Source organism: Paenibacillus sp. JNUCC-31, from assembly GCF_014844075.1.
GTDB lineage: Bacteria > Bacillota > Bacilli > Paenibacillales > Paenibacillaceae > Paenibacillus.
In genome coordinates, this window is record NZ_CP062165.1 from 6,300,393 (window position 1) to 6,327,034 (window position 26,642).

The 26,642-nt window shown below is 43.6% G+C and carries 28 protein-coding genes; 18 read left to right on the forward strand and 10 right to left on the reverse strand.

Going from position 1 to position 26,642, the window contains the following annotated elements; translation table 11 throughout:
• The first annotated feature begins 142 nt into the window (after positions 1–142).
• The 3 genes from JNUCC31_RS27800 (at position 143) to JNUCC31_RS27810 (ending at position 1,859) form a co-directional block, all read left to right on the forward strand.
• A complete protein-coding gene (locus JNUCC31_RS27800) occupies positions 143–379 on the forward strand; it encodes a DUF3977 family protein (protein ID WP_192266501.1) in 237 nt (78 codons plus the stop codon).
• Positions 380–607: 228 nt separating this feature from the next.
• Positions 608–1,213, forward strand: coding sequence for a hypothetical protein (locus tag JNUCC31_RS27805; RefSeq protein WP_192266503.1), 606 nt, complete (start codon positions 608–610; stop codon positions 1,211–1,213).
• A 139-nt stretch (positions 1,214–1,352) separates the two neighbouring features.
• Entirely contained in the window at positions 1,353–1,859 is a 507-nt protein-coding gene (locus tag JNUCC31_RS27810) for an HIT family protein (RefSeq protein ID WP_091033306.1), read from the forward strand.
• A gap of 374 nt (positions 1,860–2,233) precedes the next feature.
• Here JNUCC31_RS27810 and JNUCC31_RS27815 read toward each other — a convergent pair whose 3' ends face one another.
• Complete coding sequence (locus JNUCC31_RS27815) at positions 2,234–2,659, reverse strand: exosporium protein C (protein ID WP_192265041.1); 426 nt, start codon at positions 2,657–2,659, stop codon at positions 2,234–2,236.
• Positions 2,660–3,155: 496 nt separating this feature from the next.
• On the opposite strand from JNUCC31_RS27815, the gene JNUCC31_RS27820 reads away from it, so the two are divergent.
• A complete protein-coding gene (locus tag JNUCC31_RS27820) occupies positions 3,156–4,028 on the forward strand; it encodes a DUF6602 domain-containing protein (protein ID WP_192266505.1) in 873 nt (290 codons plus the stop codon).
• Positions 4,029–4,666: 638 nt separating this feature from the next.
• Complete coding sequence (locus JNUCC31_RS27825; protein WP_192266507.1) at positions 4,667–5,185, forward strand: hypothetical protein; 519 nt, start codon at positions 4,667–4,669, stop codon at positions 5,183–5,185.
• On the opposite strand, the gene JNUCC31_RS27830 is transcribed toward JNUCC31_RS27825, so the two are convergent.
• Both JNUCC31_RS27830 and JNUCC31_RS27835 read right to left on the reverse strand, forming a co-directional pair.
• Positions 5,116–5,879 (reverse strand): IS5 family transposase gene (locus JNUCC31_RS27830; protein ID WP_416234334.1). Its coding sequence is split into 2 segments (ribosomal slippage): positions 5,116–5,535 and positions 5,538–5,879, totalling 762 coding nucleotides; the frame shifts between segments, so codons are not numbered across the junction. The genes JNUCC31_RS27825 and JNUCC31_RS27830 overlap by 70 nt on opposite strands.
• Before the next feature lie 418 nt (positions 5,880–6,297).
• Positions 6,298–7,061, reverse strand: a protein-coding gene (locus tag JNUCC31_RS27835) for an IS5 family transposase (protein ID WP_416234334.1) whose coding sequence is annotated in 2 segments (ribosomal slippage) — positions 6,298–6,717 and positions 6,720–7,061 — 762 coding nt in all. Because the reading frame shifts where the segments join, the coding sequence is not laid out codon by codon here.
• Positions 7,062–7,155: 94 nt separating this feature from the next.
• Here JNUCC31_RS27835 and JNUCC31_RS27840 point away from each other — a divergent pair.
• The 3 genes from JNUCC31_RS27840 to JNUCC31_RS27850 all read left to right on the forward strand — a co-directional run bounded on the left by JNUCC31_RS27840 (position 7,156) and on the right by JNUCC31_RS27850 (position 9,598).
• Positions 7,156–7,482 carry a helix-hairpin-helix domain-containing protein gene (locus tag JNUCC31_RS27840; protein WP_192266509.1) on the forward strand — a complete coding sequence of 109 codons (327 nt, stop codon included), beginning with the start codon at positions 7,156–7,158 and terminating at the stop codon, positions 7,480–7,482.
• Positions 7,483–7,753: 271 nt separating this feature from the next.
• Positions 7,754–8,296, forward strand: coding sequence for a GrpB family protein (locus JNUCC31_RS27845; RefSeq protein ID WP_192266512.1), 543 nt, complete (start codon positions 7,754–7,756; stop codon positions 8,294–8,296).
• Between the two features lie 342 nt (positions 8,297–8,638).
• Positions 8,639–9,598, forward strand: a complete 960-nt coding sequence (locus tag JNUCC31_RS27850; RefSeq protein ID WP_192266514.1) for an IS30 family transposase — start codon at positions 8,639–8,641, stop codon at positions 9,596–9,598.
• A gap of 53 nt (positions 9,599–9,651) precedes the next feature.
• On the opposite strand, the gene JNUCC31_RS27855 is transcribed toward JNUCC31_RS27850, so the two are convergent.
• Positions 9,652–10,965 carry a transcriptional regulator gene (locus tag JNUCC31_RS27855; protein WP_192266516.1) on the reverse strand — a complete coding sequence of 438 codons (1,314 nt, stop codon included), beginning with the start codon at positions 10,963–10,965 and terminating at the stop codon, positions 9,652–9,654.
• A 224-nt stretch (positions 10,966–11,189) separates the two neighbouring features.
• Between JNUCC31_RS27855 and JNUCC31_RS27860 the strand changes: the two genes are divergently transcribed.
• From JNUCC31_RS27860 to JNUCC31_RS27875, 4 genes are all read left to right on the forward strand, one after another.
• The gene (locus JNUCC31_RS27860) at positions 11,190–12,416 is read left to right on the forward strand and encodes a M20 metallopeptidase family protein (protein WP_192266518.1); all 1,227 of its coding nucleotides are present in this window, start codon (positions 11,190–11,192) and stop codon (positions 12,414–12,416) included.
• 29 nt (positions 12,417–12,445) lie between these two features.
• Positions 12,446–13,285, forward strand: coding sequence for an enoyl-CoA hydratase/isomerase family protein (locus tag JNUCC31_RS27865; RefSeq protein WP_192266521.1), 840 nt, complete (start codon positions 12,446–12,448; stop codon positions 13,283–13,285).
• Positions 13,275–14,111, forward strand: coding sequence for an enoyl-CoA hydratase/isomerase family protein (locus JNUCC31_RS27870; RefSeq protein WP_192266523.1), 837 nt, complete (start codon positions 13,275–13,277; stop codon positions 14,109–14,111). The genes JNUCC31_RS27865 and JNUCC31_RS27870 overlap by 11 nt, the downstream gene beginning before the upstream one ends.
• 62 nt (positions 14,112–14,173) lie before the next feature.
• Positions 14,174–15,382 (forward strand): L-serine ammonia-lyase, iron-sulfur-dependent, subunit alpha, encoded by a 1,209-nt coding sequence (locus tag JNUCC31_RS27875; RefSeq protein ID WP_192266525.1) that lies wholly within the window; start codon positions 14,174–14,176, stop codon positions 15,380–15,382.
• Between the two features lie 322 nt (positions 15,383–15,704).
• Here the strand turns inward: JNUCC31_RS27875 and JNUCC31_RS27880 are convergent, their stop codons facing one another.
• From JNUCC31_RS27880 to JNUCC31_RS27890, 3 genes are all read right to left on the reverse strand, one after another.
• Positions 15,705–16,334, reverse strand: a complete 630-nt coding sequence (locus tag JNUCC31_RS27880; protein WP_228469275.1) for an IS3 family transposase — start codon at positions 16,332–16,334, stop codon at positions 15,705–15,707.
• Between the two features lie 1,075 nt (positions 16,335–17,409).
• The gene (locus JNUCC31_RS27885; protein ID WP_192266529.1) at positions 17,410–18,111 is read right to left on the reverse strand and encodes an ABC transporter permease; all 702 of its coding nucleotides are present in this window, start codon (positions 18,109–18,111) and stop codon (positions 17,410–17,412) included.
• Entirely contained in the window at positions 18,108–19,061 is a 954-nt protein-coding gene (locus JNUCC31_RS27890; protein ID WP_192266532.1) for an ABC transporter ATP-binding protein, read from the reverse strand. The genes JNUCC31_RS27885 and JNUCC31_RS27890 overlap by 4 nt, the downstream gene beginning before the upstream one ends.
• Before the next feature lie 142 nt (positions 19,062–19,203).
• On the opposite strand from JNUCC31_RS27890, the gene JNUCC31_RS27895 reads away from it, so the two are divergent.
• A complete protein-coding gene (locus JNUCC31_RS27895) occupies positions 19,204–19,878 on the forward strand; it encodes a response regulator transcription factor (RefSeq protein ID WP_192266534.1) in 675 nt (224 codons plus the stop codon).
• Positions 19,879–19,892: 14 nt separating this feature from the next.
• Positions 19,893–20,957 carry a HAMP domain-containing sensor histidine kinase gene (locus JNUCC31_RS27900; protein WP_192266536.1) on the forward strand — a complete coding sequence of 355 codons (1,065 nt, stop codon included), beginning with the start codon at positions 19,893–19,895 and terminating at the stop codon, positions 20,955–20,957.
• A 210-nt stretch (positions 20,958–21,167) separates the two neighbouring features.
• Here JNUCC31_RS27900 and JNUCC31_RS27905 read toward each other — a convergent pair whose 3' ends face one another.
• Genes JNUCC31_RS27905 through JNUCC31_RS33590 form a run of 3 tightly spaced genes read right to left on the reverse strand, consistent with a single transcriptional unit; the run spans position 21,168 to position 22,794 of the window.
• Positions 21,168–22,139 (reverse strand): tyrosine-type recombinase/integrase, encoded by a 972-nt coding sequence (locus JNUCC31_RS27905; protein ID WP_192266539.1) that lies wholly within the window; start codon positions 22,137–22,139, stop codon positions 21,168–21,170.
• The gene (locus JNUCC31_RS33585; RefSeq protein WP_323374400.1) at positions 22,136–22,648 is read right to left on the reverse strand and encodes a tyrosine-type recombinase/integrase; all 513 of its coding nucleotides are present in this window, start codon (positions 22,646–22,648) and stop codon (positions 22,136–22,138) included. Before JNUCC31_RS33585 ends, JNUCC31_RS27905 begins: the two co-directional genes overlap by 4 nt.
• The gene (locus JNUCC31_RS33590; protein ID WP_228469276.1) at positions 22,534–22,794 is read right to left on the reverse strand and encodes a hypothetical protein; all 261 of its coding nucleotides are present in this window, start codon (positions 22,792–22,794) and stop codon (positions 22,534–22,536) included. The genes JNUCC31_RS33585 and JNUCC31_RS33590 overlap by 115 nt, the downstream gene beginning before the upstream one ends.
• A gap of 340 nt (positions 22,795–23,134) precedes the next feature.
• Between JNUCC31_RS33590 and JNUCC31_RS27915 the strand changes: the two genes are divergently transcribed.
• From JNUCC31_RS27915 to JNUCC31_RS27930, 4 genes are all read left to right on the forward strand, one after another.
• Entirely contained in the window at positions 23,135–23,788 is a 654-nt protein-coding gene (locus tag JNUCC31_RS27915) for a lysozyme inhibitor LprI family protein (protein WP_192266541.1), read from the forward strand.
• A 210-nt stretch (positions 23,789–23,998) separates the two neighbouring features.
• On the forward strand, positions 23,999–24,376 hold the full coding sequence (locus tag JNUCC31_RS27920) for a hypothetical protein (protein WP_192266543.1): 378 nt from the start codon (positions 23,999–24,001) through the stop codon (positions 24,374–24,376).
• A gap of 362 nt (positions 24,377–24,738) precedes the next feature.
• The gene (locus JNUCC31_RS27925; protein ID WP_192266545.1) at positions 24,739–25,872 is read left to right on the forward strand and encodes a DUF3626 domain-containing protein; all 1,134 of its coding nucleotides are present in this window, start codon (positions 24,739–24,741) and stop codon (positions 25,870–25,872) included.
• A 190-nt stretch (positions 25,873–26,062) separates the two neighbouring features.
• Entirely contained in the window at positions 26,063–26,578 is a 516-nt protein-coding gene (locus JNUCC31_RS27930) for a phosphotransferase-like protein (RefSeq protein ID WP_192266546.1), read from the forward strand.
• The last annotated feature ends 64 nt before the right edge of the window (positions 26,579–26,642 follow it).

Here is a 26,642-nt window from a genome sequence, read left to right on the forward strand (position 1 = left end):
TAGACAACCCCTTCGGGTTCATGAATACAGAAACGTTATGTGAAACTTCTGTAATGCGTATTAGGTCAAATGCATGTAATCAGAATTAAAGAAAGTGAAGATAAGTATATTCTATTTTTATTGCTTGAAGAAGGAGATTTAAATGAAATTCATTGAAATTGGAATAGGTAACAAATGGTTTGTTAGAACTGAAACTGAATTAAATGATGGAACTGAATTTGAAACTAAAGGTATAGTAAGACCAATTCAATGCCAGTCTATTTATTTGCGAGTTTGGATAGGAAAAAAAGTATATATCTATGACTCAAAAGAGGGGTTTAAAAAGACAGAAAAGAATAGGAATGAAATTAAAATAATATTCGGAATAAAAAGTCTTTAAAAAGTACAAAAATGTGTAAAGAACATCAAAGATCTGAAGAATTATTGAAACTAATTTAAATGAGGATATAAGAAGTTTGATTGAATAATCGAAGAGGACAGAAGCTTCGCATAACATAATATTCACGCTGCGGACATCCGTCCTTGGTCTGGCATTCGCCAGACACCCAGCATACGCTAGGTCGTGAATACAGGAACGTTATCGTAAATTCCATAAGGAGCGAAAATCATGGACAATCTAGTAAGAAATATAATTTATTCATCAATCAAAAATTTTTTTGAGAATGAAAGTGACTTCTTTGATTATACAAGTCAAACAGGAATGACAGAATGGAATCTGACTCATCATTTGTGCAACGAACTTAGTAAGTATTTTCTTTGGTTGAATAAAGAAGTAGATGTAGCAAAAAGAAATTACGACAATAAAAGGCCTGATATTATTTTTCATAAAAGAAGAACGAATAAGTTCAATTTCTTAGTTGTTGAAGCTAAGAAAAATCCTAATGACAAGCAACTGGATATAATCAAGCTCAAAAACAATTGGATGGTGAGACCGCTTAATTACCGCTTTGGAGTATACATTAATATTTGGGGGAAAGGTGAATTTGAGGCGATCTTAATTACAAGAGATGGTTCAGAAATAAAAATTGATGAAACTACTAGTAAATACATACCACCTACAATCATAAGCCAACAATTTGTAGATAGTATTAAAAAAACTATAGATGAGATAGGTATAGAACCAAGAGATGAACCTTTAAATAGATCCTTAGAAGAAAAATTGGACAATGAAATTTTGAGAGGGTTTTCGTTAGAAGAATGGAACATCCGATAACATAATATTCATGCTGTGGGCATATGCCCTTGGTCCGACATGCGTCGGACACCCAGCATACGCTGGGTCGTGAATACAGGAAAGTTAGATGAAATTACGATGCAAGTTCTTATCAAAATCAAAAACTATGAGGTGCATAATGCCAAGACTAATTACATTGGCTGATGGAAGATCAGTAGAAGTTGAATGTGTAAGCTGCGCATTGACAAGTGGTTTGATTTCTTCAACAGGTGGAGTAATTTTTGAATCAAGCAACTTTCATGTCCATCAGGATATTGCTTATCCAATTAAAGGGTTAGTTATATTGGCTTCAAAGAGGCATTTTTACTGCATGGATGAATTAACAGATGAAGAGCGATTAGAATTTATTTCGTTAATCCATAAGCTCAGAAGTGAACAAAGAAAACGATTGGGAATTGATAAGGTCTATTATTTTTATAATGAAGATACAACACATCACTTTCATTTATGGATGGTTCCTAGATATGAATGGATGTACCAATTTGGAAATTCAGTAGAATCATTAAGACCGGCATTATTACATGCAAGGAATAATATGAATGACGATGAGAATATGAAGAGTGTAGAAGAAGGGGTTAGCATGCTAAGAGAGGGCATGAGGGATTTTGTGAGTAGCTCAAGGTAACTCCATCTAACAACGTATTCACGCATCGGGGCATTCGCCCCTCGGTTCGGCCGCGGATTTTCGGGGAAGCGGAATCAGCCGGACAACCCTGCGAGCCTAAGTCTGACGACCCGTTCCCTACGGTCACTTAAGCCTCTCGGGTTCGTGAATGCGTAAAACGTTATAGGAAATCAGCGCAAGAAATTAATTGATGAATTAACCTAAAGGGCAGTTATGCTTAGTGGAAATGAGCAAAAGCAGCTTATCCTCTGACGAGGAACGAGCTGCTTTTTACTCTTCTATCTTTTTTTCCATTTTGAAGTACCCATTCCCTCAAAATAGAGGTTTTTGCAGGGCTCTCTATTCAGGTGCGAAAAATTATTGCCAATACGGTATTAGGTTCTCGTTTTAACGGCTAACCCACTAAACGATATCGGCCCAACAACATCGGCTCTTGTATTTGTAGTAAGATTTTCTGCTGTGACTGTGTAAACATGGGTACCAGCTATTACATTTCTATCTTCCGCCTGGAACGTAACAGCATAATTTTGTTCAGAGCCAGCAGATTCGATACCTTGTTGTGTGTTGAAAATCTCTCTTCCATCGCGGAAGATTCTAAAGAGTATTTGTGCAATACCAGTGACACCTCGAACACCCACGGTTGCTACCAAATCTACCCGATTACGTTGAGAATTGACTGGAATCCGTATAGTGATTGTTGCAAGGCGAGATCTTGCTGGTGAACGACGGATAATAAATGAGTTTGCTAAGTTGAATCTACGGCGCGGCTGGACGGCAGCTTTATCGAGAATACGTACCAAAATATCAACTCCTTTTATTTGATATCTCCAAGATATGTTGAACAAAAAGAGAATGATTGGACAATTATGTAAGATGCTTTAATTTGATTCAAATAGATTATGAACAATGGTAAAGAGCATATTACAGGTGGTGGTGAATAAGGGACGTACAAGAAATCCTAACCATTCAACGTATTTCACGACTGTAATGTTACTAACTAAATAATTGTTATCCACCAGGAGCGCCTCAGCGGACACGGAATGAGTTGAGTTAACGGGAAGCGATAGTTAAGAAACAATGATTTTGTATTTCGAAGAAGGCGCTGGCATCCTATAACACAATATTCGCGCTGCGGGCCGTTGGCCCTTGATCTGCCAGGAGTTTTTTCGAAGAAGAGGAGACAGGCAGATACATCCATTCCCCTAAGATAGGAGCTATCTAGGGGAATGGACGTCGCTAATACAAGAATGTTATACGTAATTAGAAGACCACGTAATTAAAAGAGGAGCGAAAAAATTGAGTAATAGCATATTTGTTGCTTTATTGAATAGAAGAATAGAGAGCTTTGTTTCAACCTACATAGAAGATAGTAGGTCTTTATTCTTTAAACAAGACTCTTTATATCATCCAGGTGAATACGGTAGATACAGAGAGCAAACTTTTAAAGAACTATTAAAACACGTTATTAATTCGAATTATGATATATCTGAAGGTTTTGTTATAACTAGTAAAGATCATATTAGCACGCAATGTGACGTTGTGGTTTATGAAGGGGAAGATACTCCGCTATTGCGAAATGATATTTCACAATTCTTTACAATTGAGAGTGTTTTGTCTATAGGTGAAATTAAATCAGATTTGAGTAAAGCTCAGTTTAAAGATGCTTTGAAAAAATTAGCTATAAATAAAATGTTAAGAAATGATGCCTCTAGCACCATTAAAGCAAAGAGAGGATCATTTATAGAGTATGAGCAGTTAGTATCCTTCTTGGTATGTAAAAAGCTTAATTTCGATATAAGCACTATCGACTTTGATGAATTGTATAATGGTATAGAACATCAGTATCGTCACAATGCAATTCTTAGTTTAGAGCAAGGCGTTTGGACATATATACTTCGATTTAAAGATTTTCCAGAACCTATGAGAAGTCATACAGAATCGATTGGTATCAAAATGGATTCTTCTGTTATATATGAACATCCTATACATGGAGAGAATGACTCAATATACTTTTGCGAAAATTCATTCTTTAATTATGATGAAATGAATATTTATAATCATATTAGAAAATTTTTATTGATTATAGGTACTGCCATTGAAAGAACTAATTTATACAATTCAGAAATGCTGTTGTATTTAGATGAACTTACAGATGAAATTTTTATTTAGGTTAATATCTACAACATAAATAAGGTTAATCTTGTTGCAATATACTCGCTCCAAATCAGATCTGCATCATTCATGATGATTTTTTTTAAGTACAACATGTTTGGGGTCGAAGATTTAGAAGACTTATTCATCCACACTGATGATAAAGTTAGTCAAGTTACTTATGCTTATGACAAAATTCATGATGAATAAGATGTATAGCATTCTGTTTCATTTCAGTATTATAAATAATAGGAATTTAATGATTTTATCAGTAATTATAAGTATTTAGATGGGGTTTGGGATTGCTTATCTCCAATACTGCATGATATGTACGCAACTTATAGTAATTGGGATGAAGTCTCAGTTTTTAGCGAATTAGCCCAAACAGTGAGAAAACTATGGGAAAACGTTGGTATAAGTATTGAGAATTCAGGATACCAATTGAAAGTAACAATAAAATAGAAGCTTGGGACTGAAGATTAAGAATATTTAGAAGCAAATACTGACATCTGATAACATAATATTCAAGCAGCGGCTCCTTCTGAGCATGGGTCTGCGGATGGACTTCGAGGAGGAATTTCAGCAGACAACCCCTTTGGGGTTCATGAATACAGGAACGTTATCGTAAATTCCATAAGAAGCGAGGAGCGAAAATCATGGACAATCTGGTAAGAAATATAATTTACTCATCAATCAAAAATTTTTTTGAGAATGAAAGTGACTTCTTTGATTATACAAGTCAAACAGGAATGACAGAATGGAATCTGACTCATCATTTGTGCAACGAACTTAGTAAGTATTTTCTTTGGTTGAATAAAGAAGTAGATGTAGCAAAAAGAAATTACGACAATAAAAGGCCTGATATTATTTTTCATAAAAGAAGAACGAATAAGTTCAATTTCTTAGTTGTTGAAGCTAAGAAAAATCCTAATGACAAGCAACTGGATATAATCAAGCTCAAAAACAATTGGATGGTGAGACCGCTTAATTACCGCTTTGGAGAATACATTAATATTTGGGGGAAAGGTGAATTTGAGGCGATCTTAATTACAAGAGATGGTTCAGAAATAAAAATTGATGAAACTACTAGGGTGTGTCTTCAAACTCAGGCAAGCCACACCATGATGGATGCCAGAGTCAAAAAAGCCTTGAACGTACACGCTAATTTATCGTAGCGAGTCGCTAGACGACGATAGTTTTTCACTTTATTGAAGAAGCATTCCACTAAATGACGTTCTTTATAGATATCTCGATCATGTGGCTGAATCTCTCGGCGATTTTTCTTGCTTGGAATCACTGTAATCGCCTGTTGCTCGTCCAAAAGTGTCCGAATCGCATTCGTATCATACGCTCGATCGGCTAACACTTGCTTCATCTTCAGTTTCATGGCTTGAAGAAGCTCATAGCCCTGAACGGAGTCATGAGCTTCACCACCCGTTAATTCAAAACGAAGTGGATTTCCTAACGCATCGACCAAGGCATGAATTTTGGTGCTTAGTCCACCACGGGAACGTCCGATCGCTTGCTTGCTTTGCCCCCTTTTGCGCCCGATCCATGCTGATGAACGCGCACGATCGTGGCATCAATCATGATGCTTTCCTCGTCAGCATCCAGGGAGACATGCTTCAGCACCTCATCCCAAATCCCCGCTTTCTGCCAGCGTCGAAAGCGGGTGTAGACGGATTTCCAATGGGGAAAGTGGTCAGGTAGATCACGCCATGGGGCGCCTGAACGTGCAACCCAAAGCATTGCATTTAACATGATTCGGTTGTCCCATGCGGGGCGTCCTCCTTGTGGTTTTCGTTCAGGTGGAAACAGGTCTTGAACTCGCTGCCATTGTGTCTCTTTTATTTCGTATCGAGTATTCATCTAAACTATTTAACCCATGTATTACCATTCAAACAGTTTGAAGACACGCCCTAGTAAATACATACCACCTACAATCATAAGCCAACAATTTGTAGATAGTATTAAAAAAACTATAGATGAGATAGGTATAGAACCAAGAGATGAACCTTTAAATAGATCCTTAGAAGAAAAATTGGACAATGCAATTTTGAGAGGGTTTTCGTTAGAAGAATGGAACATCCGATAACATAATATTCATGCTGCGGGCATACGCTGGGTCGTGAATACAGGAACGTTAACGGAAATCATTTGCAAGTATAAAAGCCTCTAAAAGGAGTAAGAGAATGAAAAAGAACAAGTCTCCAATCCTAGAATTAACTACTCAAGAGAGAAAGGAGTTAAGAAAAAATAAAATACTAATTAGGGTGTGTCTTCAAACTCAGGCAAGCCACACCATGATGGATGCCAGAGTCAAAAAAGCCTTGAACGTACACGCTAATTTATCGTAGCGAGTCGCTAGACGACGATAGTTTTTCACTTTATTGAAGAAGCATTCCACTAAATGACGTTCTTTATAGATATCTCGATCATGTGGCTGAATCTCTCGGCGATTTTTCTTGCTTGGAATCACTGTAATCGCCTGTTGCTCGTCCAAAAGTGTCCGAATCGCATTCGTATCATACGCTCGATCGGCTAACACTTGCTTCATCTTCAGTTTCATGGCTTGAAGAAGCTCATAGCCCTGAACGGAGTCATGAGCTTCACCACCCGTTAATTCAAAACGAAGTGGATTTCCTAACGCATCGACCAAGGCATGAATTTTGGTGCTTAGTCCACCACGGGAACGTCCGATCGCTTGCTTGCTTTGCCCCCTTTTGCGCCCGATCCATGCTGATGAACGCGCACGATCGTGGCATCAATCATGATGCTTTCCTCGTCAGCATCCAGGGAGACATGCTTCAGCACCTCATCCCAAATCCCCGCTTTCTGCCAGCGTCGAAAGCGGGTGTAGACGGATTTCCAATGGGGAAAGTGGTCAGGTAGATCACGCCATGGGGCGCCTGAACGTGCAACCCAAAGCATTGCATTTAACATGATTCGGTTGTCCCATGCGGGGCGTCCTCCTTGTGGTTTTCGTTCAGGTGGAAACAGGTCTTGAACTCGCTGCCATTGTGTCTCTTTTATTTCGTATCGAGTATTCATCTAAACTATTTAACCCAGGTATTACCATTCAAACAGTTTGAAGACACGCCCTAGTGAAATTTATAAATTAACAAATAACGAGATTTGCTTAATTATGAATGTTTCAGAAAATAGAGCCAAGGAAATAAAGGCTTTATCTGAGTTTCAAAGTTTACCTTCAATTGGACCTAAATTTGCAAAGGATTTATTAATGTTAGGTTATTATTCATTGAATGAAATAAGAGATAAAGATGGTGCCAGATTATTTGATGATTTAGAACATTTGTATGGGGAAAGAATTGATCCTTGTGTTGAAGATCAATTTAGATTCGTTATATATTGCGCTAATAATAGTTACTGTGGGAACCAATGGTGGGACTTCACCGAGGAAAGAAAACATTACAGGGATACTTATGGATATTCTAAAAAAAGACCTGAATAATGACTATTGAAGTATATAAGAAAATTCGGAGAGGGCATATGACATCTGATAACACCATATTCAAGCTTCGGGGCATCCGCCCCTCGGTCCGGCCGAAGTTAGATGTGGATTCGGAGGGGTATTTCAGTAGCGAGGTAGCGAATTCAGCCGGACACATCCCTCCACCTAACCGCATCGCGGCCGCCCTTTGGGCTTAAGGTAGAGGGACGTCGTGAATACAACAACGTTATCAGAAATCTTTGTAAATAATAATTACGCAAGGAGCATTTCAATGAAGAATCAGAAACCAGTAATTATTGAAGGATACAATAATGAATGGCCAAGAGCGTTCAATATAATAGAATCGATTATATCCAACAAATTAAATAGTCTGGCATTACGAATCGAACACGTTGGAAGTACATCAATCCCGAGTCTTTCAGCCAAACCAATTATTGATATAGATGTAGTAATTGAATCTATGAACTGCCTGCCACAGGCAATTAAAAAGCTGGAAGAATTGGGATATATTTATGAAGGTGATTTGGGGATTAAAAACAGAGAAGCATTTGCAAGAAGGGACGTTTATGTACTCTACACTAGTGAAGGCAATGAGAAGCACGAACATCATCTATACGTATGCAATAGGGAAAGTGAAGAATTGAAAAGACATATAATGTTTAGAGATATACTAAGAAAGCATCCCTTATTAGTAACTGAGTATACGAATTTAAAGTTCCAACTAGCTAATAAATACAGAAACAATCGCCAAGCCTATACTGCTGGAAAGACAGAATTTATTACGAGAATAATGAATGAGTACCAAGATATTTAAGTGTATTTCAGGAAGACGAAGACATCTGATAACAAAGTATCTACGCTGCGGACCATTCGGCCCTTGATTCTCAAGTTGAGGTAACCAGAGAAGCGGATTCAGTTCACAACCCTACATTCAAAACTAACTAAAGGAGTGACCTGAATGATAAAAGGGTGGAGAAATCCATTGTCTTAAATACGGAAGTAAGTATAAAAAAATATGAAGAACTTTTTGAATTAATGAGACGACGGATTGTAATATGAAGTGCGACACCTGCTGGAAATAAATAAAAAATGGCCCATGGCCGGATTCGTGTAGAATGAAGGTTCCTACACCACATTCACACAAGCAGAATCCACCATGAGCTACACACATCTTAGCATAATCGAGCGCAGCAAGCTAGAAATCCTCCACCAGCAAGGGAAAAGTGCCCGAGCCATTGCCAGTGAATTGGGCAGGCATCATGCCACCATTTGCCGAGAACTCCGTCGAAACGAAACGCAGAAGTCCTATCGTGCCGAGCGATCTCAGGAAAGCTATGTCCAGCGACGTAAGTCCTCCGTCCCTGCCGGAAAATGGACACCGCAGCAGTCAGTCCTTATTGAAGAAAAGCTTCAAGCCACGTGGTCTCCCGAGCAGATCGTAGAACGACTCCGTCAAGAGGGACAGCCTGTGGTGGTCTGCTTTAAAACCATCTATCGCTGGCTGTATACAGGCCGTTTGGTGAAAGGGATGCTTGCCGTCCTCCGTCACAAAGGTAAGCGGCAGAAGCCTGCAGAGACACGCGGCAAGTTCGCTTTGGGTAAGACCATCTCTCAGCGCCCGAAAGAGGTTCGTTCCCGGAAAACCTTCGGTCATTGGGAACTCGATACGGTCGTCTCGGGCCGTGGGAAAAGCAAGGGCTGCGTAGCTACATTCATCGAACGCAAGACCCGACTGTACACCGCCATTCCCATGCCTGACCGTACAGCTTTGTCCATGGAAATTGCTTTTGGTGTAGCAGCCTCGCAGTATCCTGTCGGTGCATTTCAAACCGCTACTGCAGATCGTGGCAAGGAGTTCGCCTGTTACGCCAGCCTGGAAGAAGCTCATGGCCTACAGGTGTATTTCGCAGATCCGTATTCTTCCTGGCAACGCGGCTCGAATGAGAATGCCAATGGCCTCTTGCGAGAGTTTTTCCCCAAGGGGACAGATTTCACACAAATCACGGATGAAGCCTTGGAGACCGCTTTGCGCTTGATCAACGACAGACCACGAAAATGCTTGGGTTGGAGAACCGCTCACGAATCCTTTTCAAAGGAGCTGTCGCACTTAGCTTGACAATCCGTCTATTAATTTAAAGTCAAAACGGACGGCAAACGAAACAATGCGTGTCATCTACTTAATTTGCGCCCTTCTTTGTCGAGAAACAACAGTTCGTAGTATTTTTTGGGTCGCCCTTTACTGTTGTCTCGTTTTTCAAATACCGTTTGTACGTATTTACTTTCTTCAATTTTGTTAAGGATACGGTTTGCACCTCTGACGGTCATGGACAGGCACCCAGCAACATCCTCAGAGGATAATTTATTTGTTCTCATGATTTCTGCATAGGACATGATTTTTTGCAGGTTGATGTTGTTTATTCCGATAGTTTTGGCTAACGCAATGATTTCCGGGTCCCCCTGTTCAGAGAACTGTATGACATTCATGCTCCGCATTGGGCCGATAACCTTCTGATCCTCGTTTATAAAAAAGCTGCAGCTGCCCGTAAAGGCTTCCGCCTGTCTGTGAGCTTTGGTGGCGTTAATGTTAGCTTGAAAATATTCATGCCCCGAGCCCCACCCGATCTTCACCTTGTCGCTTATGCGCTCTTCCAGATACTCCAGCAGGGTGCAGTTATGCGCGTTAGTGGTGATTTTCATGAAATTTCCATAGGTGGTGTATAGTCTGACAAAGCCTTCCGAAATTTGGGCTGTGTCTGCCAGATTCACGCTGCGCAGAAACCTGCCGACAAGGACCTTTAGCTCATGAAGCTGCTCTTCAGATGGCGGATCCGCCGTTTTGGTCGATAAGCATGCGACAACTGCCCTCTGACTCTTAAGCATGAGGATGGTAATCTCGTTGATGATCTCTCTTATGGTCTCTTTGACGTTCTCCAAGGTGGGGCGGATTAAGATATATCTGACTCCGTGCTTTTGCAGTTCCGGGACAAAATGGCCGAACGCCGTGATGGACAGATCTATCTTCTCATCTTCCCACAGCGTGATATGGTTCTCCAGCATTGTCTCCACCTGTTCGAGCAGATTTCCACTGTCAATGGGCTTGCCCTCATGAGTCAGGTATTGCTGGAATTCGCTGAAAGACTCGATGATATACGCATAATCCACATAGATCCGGGATATATCAAGCCCAGGTTCTGTGACCAGCAGCCGGAAAAGTTCCCTGTAAAGCAGGTTTTCATCATCCTGCAAAATGTGAACAGGTACTTTTTCATCCAGGCATTCCTTATCGATTGACTCGTAAAGCATCCTGCCACTGATCACAAATCCATCCACCGAATCTAAGTTTTTGAGATAGAGGTCTGTGGTTTCCCGGAAATTGCTGATAGTAAGAAACCGGAACTGGCATAAGGTCTGCATTTCTTCTTCAATGGCGCGGAAATAGTCCATATGGGTCTCTGGCGTGATAATACCCAGCTTGATTTTCATGATAGATTCCTTTCATTTTACAGTTCAATCAAAAGAGTTATATCACAATAAATGTGATATTTCAATGTTCCGGCAGTCTACAAAATAATGTTCTTAAAATGTCTTAATATATCTTGACAGCGCATGAAAATGCGAGTACGATGAAAGTGTTCTTAAAAAGTCTTAAAATATAAAGGGGGAATATCCGCTCTGTTTTTACGTTCAATTATTTTGTGTTTCGGGAGATGTTCATTGTGATTGAAGAAGCCGGAGACTTATTGAGTATGGCCCAGCAGTTGCAGGACAAAATGGTCACGTACAGGCATCATCTTCATGCGATTCCGGAGCTTGATTTAAGTCTGCCCAAGACAACGGCCTACGTAAAAGAGATGTTGGAGTCGATGGGGCTTAATCCCGCTCCTGTAGGGGAATCAGGGCTGACAGTTACTATTGGCGGGCAGCATGAAGGGAAGGTGGTTCTGATCCGTGCGGATATGGACGCTTTGCCCATTCAAGAAGAGACTGAGCTTTCTTACGCGTCGTTGAACGGAAACATGCACGCATGTGGTCATGACATGCATACTTCCATGCTGCTCGGAGCAGCAGAGATCCTGAAGGCTAACGAAGATGAGCTTCAAGGCACGGTTAAGCTTATGTTTCAGCCGGGTGAGGAGACGCTGCACGGGGCAAAGATGATGCTGGAGAATGGGATTCTCGACAACCCTAAAGTGGATGCAGCCATGATGCTTCACGTATTGACCGGAATGCCGCTTCCTGCCGGACAATTTGTAGTACCTGAGGAAGGTGGCGCGATTTCAGCTTCGTCGGATTGGTTCGAAATCATCATCCGCGGCAGGGGCTCACATGGCGCAATGCCCGAGGCGGCAGTGGACCCTTTGAATGTGGCTGCTCATCTTCATCTGTCACTGCAGGGTATCCTCAGCCGGGAAATTTCTCCGATTGAACATGCAGTCCTTACCATTGGCGTGATGGAAGGCGGAACTACGAACAACGTGATTCCCGATACGGCCAGATTGAAAGGAAGCGTACGCACATTTGACGCTGCATTGCGGGATAAAGTGGAAGCCCGTATCCGCGAAATTAGTGCAGGGATCGGAGATACTTTTCAGGCCAAGGTGGAAGTGATCTATACCAGGGGTTGTCCTGAAGTGAAAACGGATGGCGGACTTAATGAGCAAATGAGGGCTTCGATTGCAAATACCTTTGGCGACGGCTCCTATATCGGTATAACTGAGCTGGTACCCGGCGGTAAATTAATGGGATCGGAAGACTTCGCATTTGTATCACAGGCGGTGCCAAGTACCACAGTGTTCCTTAACGCAGGCAATGCCGAGGAAGGTTATAGTTACCCTGTACACCATCCAAAGACGAGGTTCTCGGATGAGGTGCTTCATAGAGGGGCTGCGGCTTACGCAGCTTTTGCCAGAGATTGGCTTGAAAGTAACAGATAAGTTCTAAACCAAACTTAGGAGGAATTACAATGACAGAGAGACGTATGATTGGACCGACCAAATTTGAAGAGTACTCGGAGAAATACAAGGAATTCCTGTTAATGACCCGCCGTGACGGAATCATCGAAGTGCGGCTTCACACCGACGGAGGTCCGTACACGCACAATTGGGAAGCCCATACCGCCTGGTCTCATGCCTGGTCAGATATTGGCCGCGACCCTGAGAATGAAGTCATGATTATTTCAGGCACAGGGGATAAATGGTTAATCGGGGACCCTGAGGTCTGGAATACGAAATTCATGGACTGGCCGAAGCAGAAGAAGCTCGAACAGTATCACGAATCGCTGAGACTGCTTGAAAATCTGATCTTCTGCATCGACATTCCGACCATCGGGGCGGTCAACGGGCCGGGAACGCACTGTGAACTCGCAACGCTCTGTGATATTACCATTTGTACGGAAGACGCTGACTTTTTCGATCCGCATTATCTGGGAGGCACGCCTCCAGGAGATGGAATGCTGCTCACGCTGCAGAACATGATCGGTTTCAAAAAAGCAGCCTACTACGCATACACCGGCAAGAAAATCAATGGTCAGACCGCCTTGGAGCTGGGTATTGTCAGTGAAGTCCTGCCCCGTGAGCAGCTTCTTCCCCGCGCTTGGGAGCTTGCGGAGATGATCATGCAGGCACCGCGTTCAACGAGACATCTGTCTCACTCCATTATCTCCCGTCCTTGGAAGCAGGCTCTTGTCGCCGATCAAGGATTCCAGCTGGCCCATCAGATGTACGACATGGCTATTGATGAAGAAGGAGCGCTGGAGCGGCTGAAGAAAATGCAGGGACGCCTGATGGGCAAAGATGTTCAATAGAAAGATGACGGGACCTGCACGGTTCGAAGAGTACTCCGAGAAGTACAAGGACTTATTTCTCATGACCCGCCGCGGCGGCATACTCGAAGTGCGTATGCACACTAACGGGGGACCTTTACAATTCGACTGGCCGGTCCAAGCAGCCTATGGTCATGTATGGTCAGATATTGGCCGTGATCCTGAGAATGAGGTCATGATCCTTACAGGGACAGGAGAGTTGTGGCAGACAGGCAATCCTGAAGTATGGACAACCAAATTCAGGGATTGGCCGAATCGCCGGAAGCTGGAAATGTACCATGAGTCACTCCGAATGATTGAAAATATGGTTCATTGCCTTGACATCCCCACGATTGGGGCGATTAATGGCACAGGCGCACACTGGCAGCTGGGGACGCTGTGTGATATTACCATTTGTACGGAAGACACAGCGTTCTTCGATGCCCATTATCTTGGCGGTGTACCGCCTGGAGACGGAATTGTTCTGGCACTTCAAAAGATACTGGGAAGCAAAAAAGCAGCATACTACGCATACACGGGAATGAACATTACTGCACAAGAGGCATTAGACCTCGGTCTGGTCAGTGAGGTACTGCCTCGTGAACAGCTTCTTCCACGGGCATGGGAGCTGGCAGAGATGATCATGCAGGCACCCCGCTCTACAAGACATCTAACTCATTCGATTGTGTCGCACCCTTGGAAACAAGCTTTTTCGGAGAATCAAGGTCTTCAGCTTACCCACCAATTGAACGACATGGCCATTGATGAAGAGGGGATTTATGAGCGGCTGATGAAGCTCAAGGAACGTTTTCAGAGGAATGGGCGATAAGGCCGGTCAAGCCGCAGGATGAAGATCTTAGCCAAACACAACTGAGAAGGGATGAGGGTGCTATGAGATCGTTGACTGAGCTATTTAAGATTGGCAGCGGACCGTCCAGCTCCCATACCATGGGGCCGGAGAAAGCGGCCAGAATCTTCAGATCAGAGAATGAAGACGCAGACCAGTTCAAGGCGTTGATCTATGGTTCCCTTGCCAAAACAGGCAAAGGCCATATGACGGATAAGGCCATTATTCGGGCATTGTCACCCGCTCCAGCGGAGGTTCAATTTGCTCCACAGCCTGACTTTGTTCTGCCCCATCCCAATACCATGGACTTGTTCGCTTACAAAGACGGGCGGCAAATCGCATTTATGCGTGCTGCCAGTATCGGCGGCGGGGATATCGTAATTGAGGGGCGGGAGGAGACGCATGGGCCTGATGTTTACCCGGAGAACAGCTTTGCAGAGATCAGTGCCTTTTGTAAAGCGAATCATATCCGTCTAAGCGATTACGTCGAACAGCGTGAAGGCAAACAGATCTGGGATTTCCTCCAAGGCATCTGGGAAGCAATGAAGCGTTCAATCGACGAGGGGCTATCCGTCACAGGTATTCTGGAAGGCGGTCTTCATGTCGAACGCAAGGCGAAATATCTCTATCATCAGGGGCATGTGGATGAGAGCCCTGAGACACGTGAGAACCGGATCGTCAGCGCGTACGCTTTCGCCGTCAACGAACAGAATGCCGCCGCCGGCACAGTCGTAACGGCCCCGACCTGTGGAGCCAGTGGTGTTGTGCCTGCTTCGCTCCGTTATATGCAGGAGAAGATGCAGGTCCCGGACGCACGGATCCTCCGGGCTCTGGCCGTTGGCGGGCTCATTGGCAATCTGGTCAAGCAGAACGCCTCGATCAGCGGCGCTCAGTGCGGCTGTCAGGCGGAGGTGGGCACGGCTTGCTCTATGGCAGCGGCTGCACTGGCTGAATTGTCAGGTATGGAGATCGACCAGATAGAGTATGCGGCGGAGGTTGCGATGGAGCACCACTTGGGGTTAACCTGTGATCCAATTAACGGACTGGTTCAGATCCCTTGCATTGAGCGGAATGCTGTCGGTGCGATGCGGGCGATCAATGCGCTGAGCCTAGCTAAATTCTTGTCTGGTACCCGTAAAATATCTTTTGATCTGGTTGTGCAGACCATGTATGAGACAGGCCAGGATATGAATAGCCGTTACCGTGAAACGGCAGAAGGCGGGCTCGCTAAGCTCTACAAAATTGACAGTTAAATGATACTATCATAATGATGGGGCATTAATTCCATACTTGTGTAATGACGAAGAACATCCCTTGTTGCCGGTTGGCAGAAGGGACGTTCTTTTTTGGAAGGCTATGTAAGGCGTGCTACTGCGGTCTCAGCATGGTCGAGCCGGGTAGTTTGACTAAGGCAGAGTTGGTCGCCCGGCAAGAAGTCATTAGACGGGGCACAACTGGGATGAGAAATGTATGCGTGTACACGCAGAAGTGAATTAAGTAAAGGACCACGAATGAAACATTGGAGTTGTCAAGAAAAGTGCAGTTTGAAAACACACTCATGAAGAAATCTTGTTGCTAAGCTGCTTGTGACAGCATTCTTTCACGATAAATCGTTGGGGGCCAGCCCCCTGGATACGTGGTGTAGATCCGCTGCCTGTTGTAGTAGACCATGATGTATCGGAAGATGATCGATTTGACATGCGCCATCGGATAGTGCTCGGTTTTGATCTTATATAACTTTTCTTTCTTCAGCGTAGCAAAGATGCTTTCCATTCTTGCATTGTCATAGCAGCGCCCTGTGCCGCTCATGCTCTGAATGGCACCGCATTTTGCCAGACACGCTCGGTATGCCAGCACCGCGGACAGATAGATCTTGCCGTCTGAGCAAGGGATCTCCGTGATATCCGATAGCCACTTCCGGTTCGGTGCTGAAGCGCTGAAGTCTCGCTGGATCAGGTTCTCGCTCTTTTGAGCTGCGGCATCCTCGCGTGTAATACCGCTTGGATGATGCTTCACTTTCTGCAGTAGGCCGTGCTTCTTCATGATGCGGTAGACAGTGCTGTAGCTGGTCGTGATCTCTATTTGTGACAGCGCCAGCAGAATACGGCGGACACCGTAATTCGTGTTGTCTTCATGTTCTCCGATGATTTCTTTAATTTTGACCAGAAGGCGTTGTTGCCACTCCCGTTTGGGTGTGGGCTTCAAGCTACGGTAATAGCCTGATTCGCTGACAGCAAGTCCTTCGCACATCTCCTTGACGGTCCATGGATCTCGTCGTTCATGGATGTAAGCATAGAGCTGGCATGCCTTTACCGCTTCCGGTCTTTTGCGAAAAAACCGAGTGCATCCTTAAGAATTTCATTTGCACGACGTAACTCGCCTATTTCTTTTTCTAATTTGATTTCACGCGCGGACTTATCGGCAGATGCATAAGCGCGTCCGCTCCCGATATGCGCTCCGTCGCCGTGCAGGGTTCTTTGTTTTCTCCATCCCTGTAACGTATGGTAAGACACCTAATTGATCGGTGGCTTTCTTTGGACCAATCTCATCACTTAGTCGTACCGCTTCTTCATTGAATATGTTGTCGTATTGATTCATTGTCTCTCGTCCCCTCGTCTGCTTTCATTTGATTTCATATGAGGGTGTTTTTCGACTGCATTTTTATCGTAGCACTCCACATCTACGCATTGGAGTGATAGGTTATAAATTCATGGGCAAGGCCCACAGCAATGCGTACCGCAGTCTGCCGATGTTCTTCCAGGACTTATTTCGACCGGATTTATTTTTATCATACTACATAGTAATGTGCTGGGTAGTTGTTTTTAACTGTTTAGGTAGTGACTGTTATCAATGCAAATTTTCAATATAGATGATCATATATTCGGACAAAAGAGTCACATGGCTATACTAGGATGTGAGAATCTAATTATGATGTGATTCCCATTCCTAGGCAATATGAGGTAGAAGGATGCGATGCCATTATAAAATTGTATATGAATACGATGAGTAAGGGAGATTGAATATAAGAAACTCTAATAATGTTAGAATTTACGACAACACGCTCCAATCGAGAAAATGGAAAAAACGACAACCCTTCTCGTGATTAAGGCGGAAGTGAAAACCGTCAAGCTTTTTTGAAAGAAAAGTATCTACAGTTTCCCAGCGTGCAATAGGTAAGGACATGAAAAACCCTCCTACAACGTAGGAGGGTGCACGATGCTTCAAGGAAAACCCTGTCTCGGCGAATACCGAAAGGCTATACTGTTCCAAAGCAGGGCTGTTACTTATTCTCGGCAAATCGCCACCAAGCCACCGTTCCGGCGAATCCTGCTAGTCCTGTGGCAGCAAGTATCGCCATGCTGCTCCAGTGGAGCTCGGCTCCGGTTAGCAGCAGGACTGGAATCGTCCATGGGAAATAAGGTCCGAAGCCCAACTGCACGACTACATTGGAGACGATGACAATGACAAAGGTGACTCCAATCGGTGCGAGGTAGCCTCGGGTGAGATTGGCGATGAAAGCGCTCGTCGTGCTGACGAGCATGATCAGCAGGCTGGCGGCCATGAATGGCCAGAAAACATGCAAGACTGCGGATATGGATCCTCCGCCGACGCCAATCAGGGAACCCGCGCCCGCGATGACCGCAAAGGTGAAAATAGCCATTCCTGTATTCCAGATCGCGATGGCGATAAATTTCGCCAATACCGTATAGGTCTTGGGGACCGGCTTCACAAGGATGTCCTTGATGGTATTGTTCGTGTACTCCACTCCAAAAACCCAGGCGGAAGTGAATGAAAATCCTACGACGAGCAAGGCACCTATGGAGCCGAGCAGCTCTGCGAAGTAGGCGTCCCAGTGCGCTGTGGAACTGTTGAACATAGCAATCATCAGGGGCAATGCCGTAAAGGCCCCGAGCATAACCCAAAAGACGACAGAACGCCATATTTTACGAGCTTCGTTGTGAAGGAGTGAAAGGAGCTTCATGCCTGCTTCCTCCCCTCTGTACGGATCATGCGCAAGAAATAACCTTCCAGATCTTCCGTCACGACGCTCAGATGAGTCGGCGGCTGGCCCATTCGCACTAAAATTTCTGCGATTTTCTCCGGCTGCGTGATCGCTCGGCCTTCTGCCAAGGCCAAGCGCCCGTCCGCGGCTTCTTCATAGCTGTACCCATGCTCTGTAAGAATACGCATCAGGGCAACGCGATTGCGTCCGTCCAGGATGACGCTTTTTTGCAGGGCTTGCTCCATTTGGCTTACCTTCATATCCTGGATGAGCTGCCCTTTGTGCATGATGCTTATACGGTCCACCAGCTTGGATAATTCCTCTAACAGGTGGCTGGAGATGAGGATGGTGACGCCTTGATTGCGCGACAAGTCGAGCAGCAACTCCCGGATTTCGACAACACTGGCAGGGTCAAGTCCGTTGATCGGCTCGTCCAGTATCAATACCTCCGGGTTGTGGAGCATAGCCTTTGCCAATCCTAACCGTTGTTTGTTACCGAGGGATAGCGTTCTGGCCTTCTTGTCCTTATGAGCTCCCAGATCAAGTTGCTCGATGACGCGAGCAATGGAATTGCGGTCTGAGATCAGGTGCATCCTGCGGGCAATGTCCAGATTTTCCGTAACCGTAAGTTCTGGATAAAAGATGGCTTCCTCCAAATAGCCAACCTTCTCCCATAGCTTGTAATTGCCGGCGTCTACCTTGCTCCCAAGCATGTAGATGCTGCCGGATGATGGCCTCAGTAACGAAAGCAGCATTTTGATGGTCGTTGTCTTGCCGGCTCCGTTCAACCCAAGGAAGCCGATTACCTCCCCGCGATTCACCTCCAATGAAAGATTGTGCACGGCTTGGTAATTGCCAAAGCTCTTGCTGACATTCTCAAGCTGGATGACGTTGGTATTGCCCATGGTGTCTCTTCTGATTGTTCTCATTCTATAACCTCTCTCTATTTGGGATAACCAGTACTTTAGTCGCTCCATATCAACTGAACCTCAAGTGAGGCTGCGAATCGAGGTTGATGTTCGGTTTACTTTGAGACAGTATAATAAGGCTATGGGGAGGGAGGGGTGCACCGTGTTTAATATACTTGTGGTCGAAGATGATGCCAATACGCAAAAGCTGCTCTGCGCTGTGCTCAAGCATGGAGGGTTTAATGCCTATCCGGTTAAGAATGGGCTCGAGGCGCTGAGCAGGATGGAGGGGCAGCGCTTTGACTTGATTGTGTTGGACCTGATGATGCCGGAGATGGATGGTTATCAATTATGCAAGGAATTGCGCAGCGTTGGGGACCATATCCCGATCCTGATGGTGACGGCTATGCATGATATCACGGATAAGCACCAAGGCTTCCTTGCGGGGACGGACGATTACCTGACGAAGCCGTTCGACGAGCAGGAACTGCTGTTTCGTATTAAGGCACTGCTGCGCAGAGCGCAGGCTGCCAGCGAGCACAAGCTCGTGTTGGGAGAGACCACAATGGATTACAACGCGCTAACGGTTACGAGAGGAGCGGAGCAAACTTTTTTGCCCCAAAAGGAGTTTTACTTGCTGTTCAAGCTGATGAGCTATCCTGACAAAATATTTACTAGATTGCATTTAATGGAAGTGATTTGGGGGCAGGATACCGAGATAGATAGCCATACCTTGAATGTCCATATCAATCGATTGCGCGACAAATTCAGGGGCAATCCGGATTTTGAGATCGTGACGGTGCGCGGGTTGGGATACAAGATCGCGAAGCGCGTGTGAAAGGGGTGAGAAGGATGCCAAGCAGGCATAGAATTGTTCCACAAAAAATCAGTCTGGCGTTTTCCTTGGTAGCGTTGGTATTTGTGGTCATGGTGCTATCGATTGGTTCCGCAGGCTTGCTTGCTTTTTTGCTTTATCGGGCAGGTCTGCTCGACATGAATCAGCCGGCGCCGATGCGCGGGGTGTATGTGTTGTTATATATCAGCTTGTTCCTGGGGGTGGTGATCGCCGCGCTGTTGAGCCGATGCTCGGTGAGGCCGATCCGGGATATGATGGAAGCCACGAGTAAGGTGGCGAAGGGGGATTTTTCCGCTGAGGTGACGGCGAAGGGAAGCATTGTTTTTGAGCTGGATGCACTCGCGGCGAGCTTTAACAAGATGGTGCAGGAGTTGAAGGGGATTGAGTCGTTACGCAGTGATTTCGTGCGGAATTTCTCCCATGAATTCAAGACTCCGATCGCCTCGATCAGCGGCTTCGCCAAATTGCTGAAGAAGGGTGGCCTCAGCGAGGAAGACAAACAGGAATATCTGGACAGCATTATTCAGGAATCCGAACGATTGGTCGGTTTATCGACCAGTATTCTCAACCTGTCGAAGGTCGAGAATATTGAGATCGTGAGCGAAAAGTCCGTCTATCGCCTGGACGAGCAAGTCAGGCTGGCGATCCTGATACTGGAGCCGAAGTGGAGTGCCCGCAACCTCCAGTTGGAGCTTGCCTTGGACGACGAGATCGAGATATGTGGCAATAAACATTTGATTCAGCAGGTGTGGATCAATGTGTTGGATAATGCGATTAAGCATTCGAGCGGTGGCGGGGCGCTAAAGGTTGGCTTATGGCAACGCGGTGGGGCGGTGGTATTTCGTCTTGAGGATCAAGGATGCGGGATGAGCCAAGAGACGATGCGGCGGATGTTTGACAAATTTTATCAAGGCGATGCTTCTCGTACAATGGTGGGGAACGGACTCGGATTAACGTTGGTAAAGCGCATCGTCGAATTGTGCGAAGGATCGATTGAGGTGGAAAGTGAGCTTAATCGAGGTTCAATTTTTACAATCAGGCTACCTTTGAGGGCAGAATAGAAATTGAAGCTCAGGAAATAGTAAATGTTAAAGTTATCTATTTGCTAAATATCCTCTCTAAATTTTGCCCAAAGGGTGTAAAACCCAGTGTGAGAGCAAATGAAACTGGAGAAATTGGGTCATGAAACCGATTTGGAATAAGGAAGAAGCCGCCAATTTTTCCAGAGGAATCTCAAAAAACCAGCCGATGAAAGGGCAGATAATGCTAGATTATAAGATGCGTTTCATATTTTCCACGGGACTAAATTTCTTGTGTTGCTGCTTGATATCGCTGCTGAACAACTCGACATAGTAGTCAACCATTTTTAGCGAAGCGTGCCCCAAGATACGTCTAAGTGTAAACGGATCTCCACCGTTCAAAATATAAAATTTAGCCATTGTATGCCGGAACGTGTGTGGGGAGACTCTGACGCCGGTAATGCCTGACACGCTACCATAGGTCTGCATTTTGTCTTGCAAGGCGCGTGTACTAATTTGTTCGTTGTCCATGTTGACGAATAAGGCATCGGTCTCCATGTCTCCTCGTATGTCCATGTATTTACGAATGATTTTCCCGCAGGTTTGTTGGAACGGCACTCTGCGTGCCCGTCCACCTTTTCCCTTCGTGATCCGAATCTCCAATTCTTTGAAAAAGATGTCACTCGTCTTCAAATTGCATAGCTCCCCGATTCTCATCCCCGTTTCAAGCAACACCATCATCATTGTAAAATCTCGATAACCAGTAAACGTTTTTTGATACGGTTGCTCAAAGATGGAGACCACCTGCTCTTTCGTAAACGTTTGAATCATCAGTTTCTTGGCTTTGACCGCATGGAGATCTTTTGCAATGTTCTCTGTCAGCCAGCCTTCTTCAAATAAGTACTTGAAAAATTGTTTTATGGCCTTGATTCGTCCGTTTACCGTATTGTCCGACCTGCCTTGATCAAACAGATAGGCAATAAAATGATTCTTGATTTCGCGAATCGATACCGAATAGATATCAAACGGTACTTGCTGCACCAGAAATGCGCCTTTCATCTGCTTGGCGCTGTCTTGGTAAAATAGAAGTGTCAATGGCGAAAGGTTTTTGGCCTTGCAATCGAGAATAAAGGAATGAAGCAGATCTTCAAAACTGAGTTGTTGTTTCGCTTGGCTTGAATTTTCTACGTGTTCCAGCTTGTTTTGTCGACGACCAACATTCATTTACTCTTCACCTCGCTCTCGGGTAGCAGGTGAAGAACTTCGGCTAAATGTTCGATGGGACTGAACTTCTCATGCTGGGCTTGCAAATCGCTGGCAAATAATTCAACATACATTTCAGTCGTCTCGATTTGGGCGTGCCCCATTATGCTCTTGAGCGTGAAGACGTCGCCGCCATTTAATAAGTATTTCTTGGCATATGTATGTCGAAAGGTATAGCAGGAGCATTGAATGTCATCAATTTTGGCGGTTTGGCAGTAGCGGGCAATCATCGTGCGAATGCCGCCAGGCAAAAAGGGCTGATTATCCAAGTTGACCCAAAGGGCATTATGCTCCAGATTGCCACGTTCCAGCAAATAGTGCTTCAATTCACCCGCGGCAATTCGTTCAATCGGAACTAAACGTGACTTCCTTCCTTTCCCATGGTTAACTCGCAGGGAACCTTCATCCAGTAAGACATCAGTGCAAGCAGTTGGAATAGATGCTCGTCGGTAAACGTGTGGGCAGAAGATGGTTGTAGTTGAAACGGCTTGATATCTGCGCCAAAGGGCTCGTCAAGCAGGCTGGGCAGCACTTGCTTTTTGAAGACGGCAGGTGAGAGATCTCGTAGTTGCAGTTCCAAAGCATTGAGGTGCTGCTGAAAGTTTTTCCAAGCCATTGCGATAACGGCGAATGCTCTCCTACTGAAGTTCCTAACTTTTCAATCTTGAATAAATAACTGTACAGCATCGTTCCAGCCTGAGTTTAATTTAAAGCTTTTCTTGTTCGGCACTTCGCATTTCCTCCCTATGGAGTTATGCGAACCAAAGCGGATATGCGAAGGAGGGGAGTGGGATTCGTATAACATAATATTCAAGCAGCGGCTCCTAACGGAGCCTTGGTCTGCTAGAAAAATTTGGAGGAGTATTGCAACAAGACAACCCTTCGGGTTCATAAATACAGGAAAGTTATGCGCCATTACCGGTAAATATTAAAGATAATATTTAAGGAGATCATTTATGAAAGGTAAGATACTCTTCTTATTTTTTATTACGATAATGTTTTCATCTTGTCAAAATAGTAGTCAATCGACTACTTTGAACAGCGAAACTAATTCAATAATGAATTCTGAACTGCCTCCTGATGTAGTGAGTACAGGTAATGGAACAGAATCGAAAGAAATAACTGAAGGTCGATCAGATGCTTCTAACAATGAAGTGTTAACCATGAGCATTGGGAACCTTGATTTGAAAGGAGAATTTTATGATGAAATGCTTCGAAATCCTATAGATCATGATTATGAAGTGGAATTTAATGAATTTCAAAATTCCAAAGAGATTATTACAACATTGGGATGGGGGGCTTTGGAAAGCAAATATACAGAGATTTGGGATAAAGAGTTGAATCAAATATATAAAAAGCTTCTTTCTAAGTTGGATAGAGAACCAAGAGAAGCACTAATTGAATCGCAGAAAGAATGGTTACAGTATCACTTAAAAGAAACAAAATTTGTAGAGAAGACATTTATTAATAATGGTTACCTTGGATCAAAAGGATCGGTAAGCCTAGGCACGGTTATACGGGAGAGAATTAGGGAAAGAACAATGCAATTATTTGAATATCGATATTTGCTAGATGGTGAAGTTGAGTTTGTATACCAAAGTGAAAAATAGAGATGGAATCTTGACCAAAGGTTTTAGGTAATACTTTGAAGACAGTAATGGCGCATAACAATGTATTCATGTTGCGGGGCTACCACCCCTTGATTTTCAGATGTATAATCATGGAAGAACGCTTAGACAACAAACGACCCAGCCTAAGATAAGAGCTATCTAAGGGAAAACGTTAGATGAATGGTTTGAAAGGCGGTGAAGTTCTCAATCATGAAACCAGAAATGAAGTATAAATTAATGATATTTCTTTCAAGTATAGGTTTCCTCACAACCATGCTTGGAATTCTATATTTGATCGGCGTGCCATTCTCAGAGCCAGCCATTATTGGAGTCGTAATTGGTACAGTCTTTGGATCATTCGCGAAAACAATTGATTATAAGAGCAGAGATAAATATATAGGATTAATTGCTGTAATTGCATTGATAACTATTCTTCTTTTAATAAATAAAAATGATACTGAGATGGTATGGAAAGTATTATTGATATCTCCATTATTATTTTTGATTATTTTAGTAAATGACTATTTTAATAAGCAATTGTATTTTAGGTATTTAAAGAATATAGAGAATCAGAATAATGTTATGTAATTTAATGGAAGTCAGCCCCATCATCTAACACTATATCCACGCATCGGCCCTCGGTTCAGAAGGAGCCATATGTGGTTCGATGAGGCATTTCACAATGGGGAAGCAGAAGCAGCCGGACACATCCGCACACATCCGCGAAAAAATATTAATTTTTATTAAGCCCGATCAAGATTACTCGGCATTTAAGATATATATTAATTAAAGAGATGTTATTGTTTCATAGAAGGCGTATGAAGGGACGTCATGAATATAGGAACGTAAGACGAAATATATGCAATTTAAAGTCTATTCAAAAACTATATTAAAACAATACGAGTATAGAGTAGATTGAAATATCAATTTTGAGAAGGTTGGTGTTTCTTGTGTCGAACAACAGACAACTTACAACATCTCAGAACGCTGCAATTGAATACATAAGTCATTGCGCGAGATCCCAAAAGAAAGAGGCTCAAGCATCACTCAAAGAAATTTTTCAGTTATCCAATATTCCTTGGAATACCTTTGAAGAAGCAGTTCATAAGCTTAGATCCCATGCAAGGGTGGCTTTGCATTTTCATCCTGATCGTCCGGTTGTAGAGTTGAAAAGTGTGGCCCAATCATTATTTGAGCAGGGGATCTATAAAAGTCAGTTCGAGACTCTCATATCCAATGGGAGCGTATCGGCTTATTCAGGTGGTCCAAGGGATCTTTGGGAAGAAAAACTATTTGGCGGAGCTTATCAGTTAGAGGGTGTAACCAACTTTGAAAGGCCAAAGTATGGGGCTCTTCATTTGTTGTTGCATCCGGATGGGCCGTCTCCACGATTCGGATCTTGTTATTTTCTTTTAAAACCGAATGTTTCACACCGCTGTACGTTCACTTTCGGTGGCTCTCAAGATGATCCGAAGGAAAAGGGGACGGTTGAGGAATTAGACGATATTTTATCTGCGCTTTTTACGGATGCTTTCTTTCGGGATTATGCTATTGGAGAAAAAGATCTGACTCCTAAAAAATTGATAGAGCAGCTATTGTATAATCTGGAACGTCCGTTAGAGGACCCATCAAAACTGGCTCCATATCGGAATCTTAACCATTTTATCGAAACTCAAATTCATGGAGATATCGTTCTTGAAGATGATGTGGAAATTTTAGTGGCTGACCCATCGTTCAAAGGAACAGAAATAGGGAATTACTTAGAGCAAATCTGCATCAAATATTCCATTGAACTATTTTGGCATATGGGATTTGCGATGCGTGCGGAGGAAGTGCCCTCTGATTTTAGGGGTCCAACCATGCCATCATTAGCGAAGCGGATTGCAAGCAATGGTAACATTGACGCAAGTGTGATCGGGAATGCTGTCAACGATTTGAAACGCAATCCTGATCTCTGGTCTGACAGAGGTAACTACGAAGAAGTGCTTCAGGAATTAAAATACATGTGGCACATACTCGTTCGATATGGTAATTCGATGGATTCCATTCTCAGTAATAGCATCAGCGATCAGAAAAACCTCTAGAAATTCTTATAAGTTCAACTTAATTGATTTAATAATGCATCTATTTAGTGGATTAATAACAATATTATTCTTAGCAATGAACATGGAATAGATCTATTCTTTTCGAACGAGTCATTACAGGTCTAGGTATTTTGCAATTCGAAGAAGTGGTAGACACACAAGCATAACCCATGCAAAGGATGACGAGAAAATGGATAAAGGGAAAATAATATTTCTGAATGGCGTAACCAGTTCATGTAAAACTTCAATCGTAGAAGCGATGCAAGATTACTCTGAACCCTTTTTTTATGTTGTGGCCAATGATCTTTTTGAAAATACGATTGGTGATAAACATTTGCAAACAGACTACTGGAAGTATTTAAGTGAAGCCATCATTATGATGTATCATACAGCAAAATTATTTTCGGATCATGGAAAGAATGTTTTAATCGATGGGATACTTGTTGAAAGACCGGAATTAAAGCCGCATTATGATAAAGTCCAAGATATATTTGCTGGATATCCTTTGGATATGATTGAGGTGTACTGCCCGTTAGACCTTTGTCGTAAGCGAAATATAGAACGTGGTGACAGAAGAGAAGATCAATCCGATGAGCAAAATAAAATAATGTCCCAACACATCCGTTATAGCTGCTCAGTCGATACGAGTTTGAATACGCCGGAAGAATGTGCAGAAATGATTATCACATCAGTATTCAAAAAATAATGATTGAAAGTATCAGTAATAAGAAAAGGAGGATTATATTATGTGTTTTAACTGTTATAGAAAA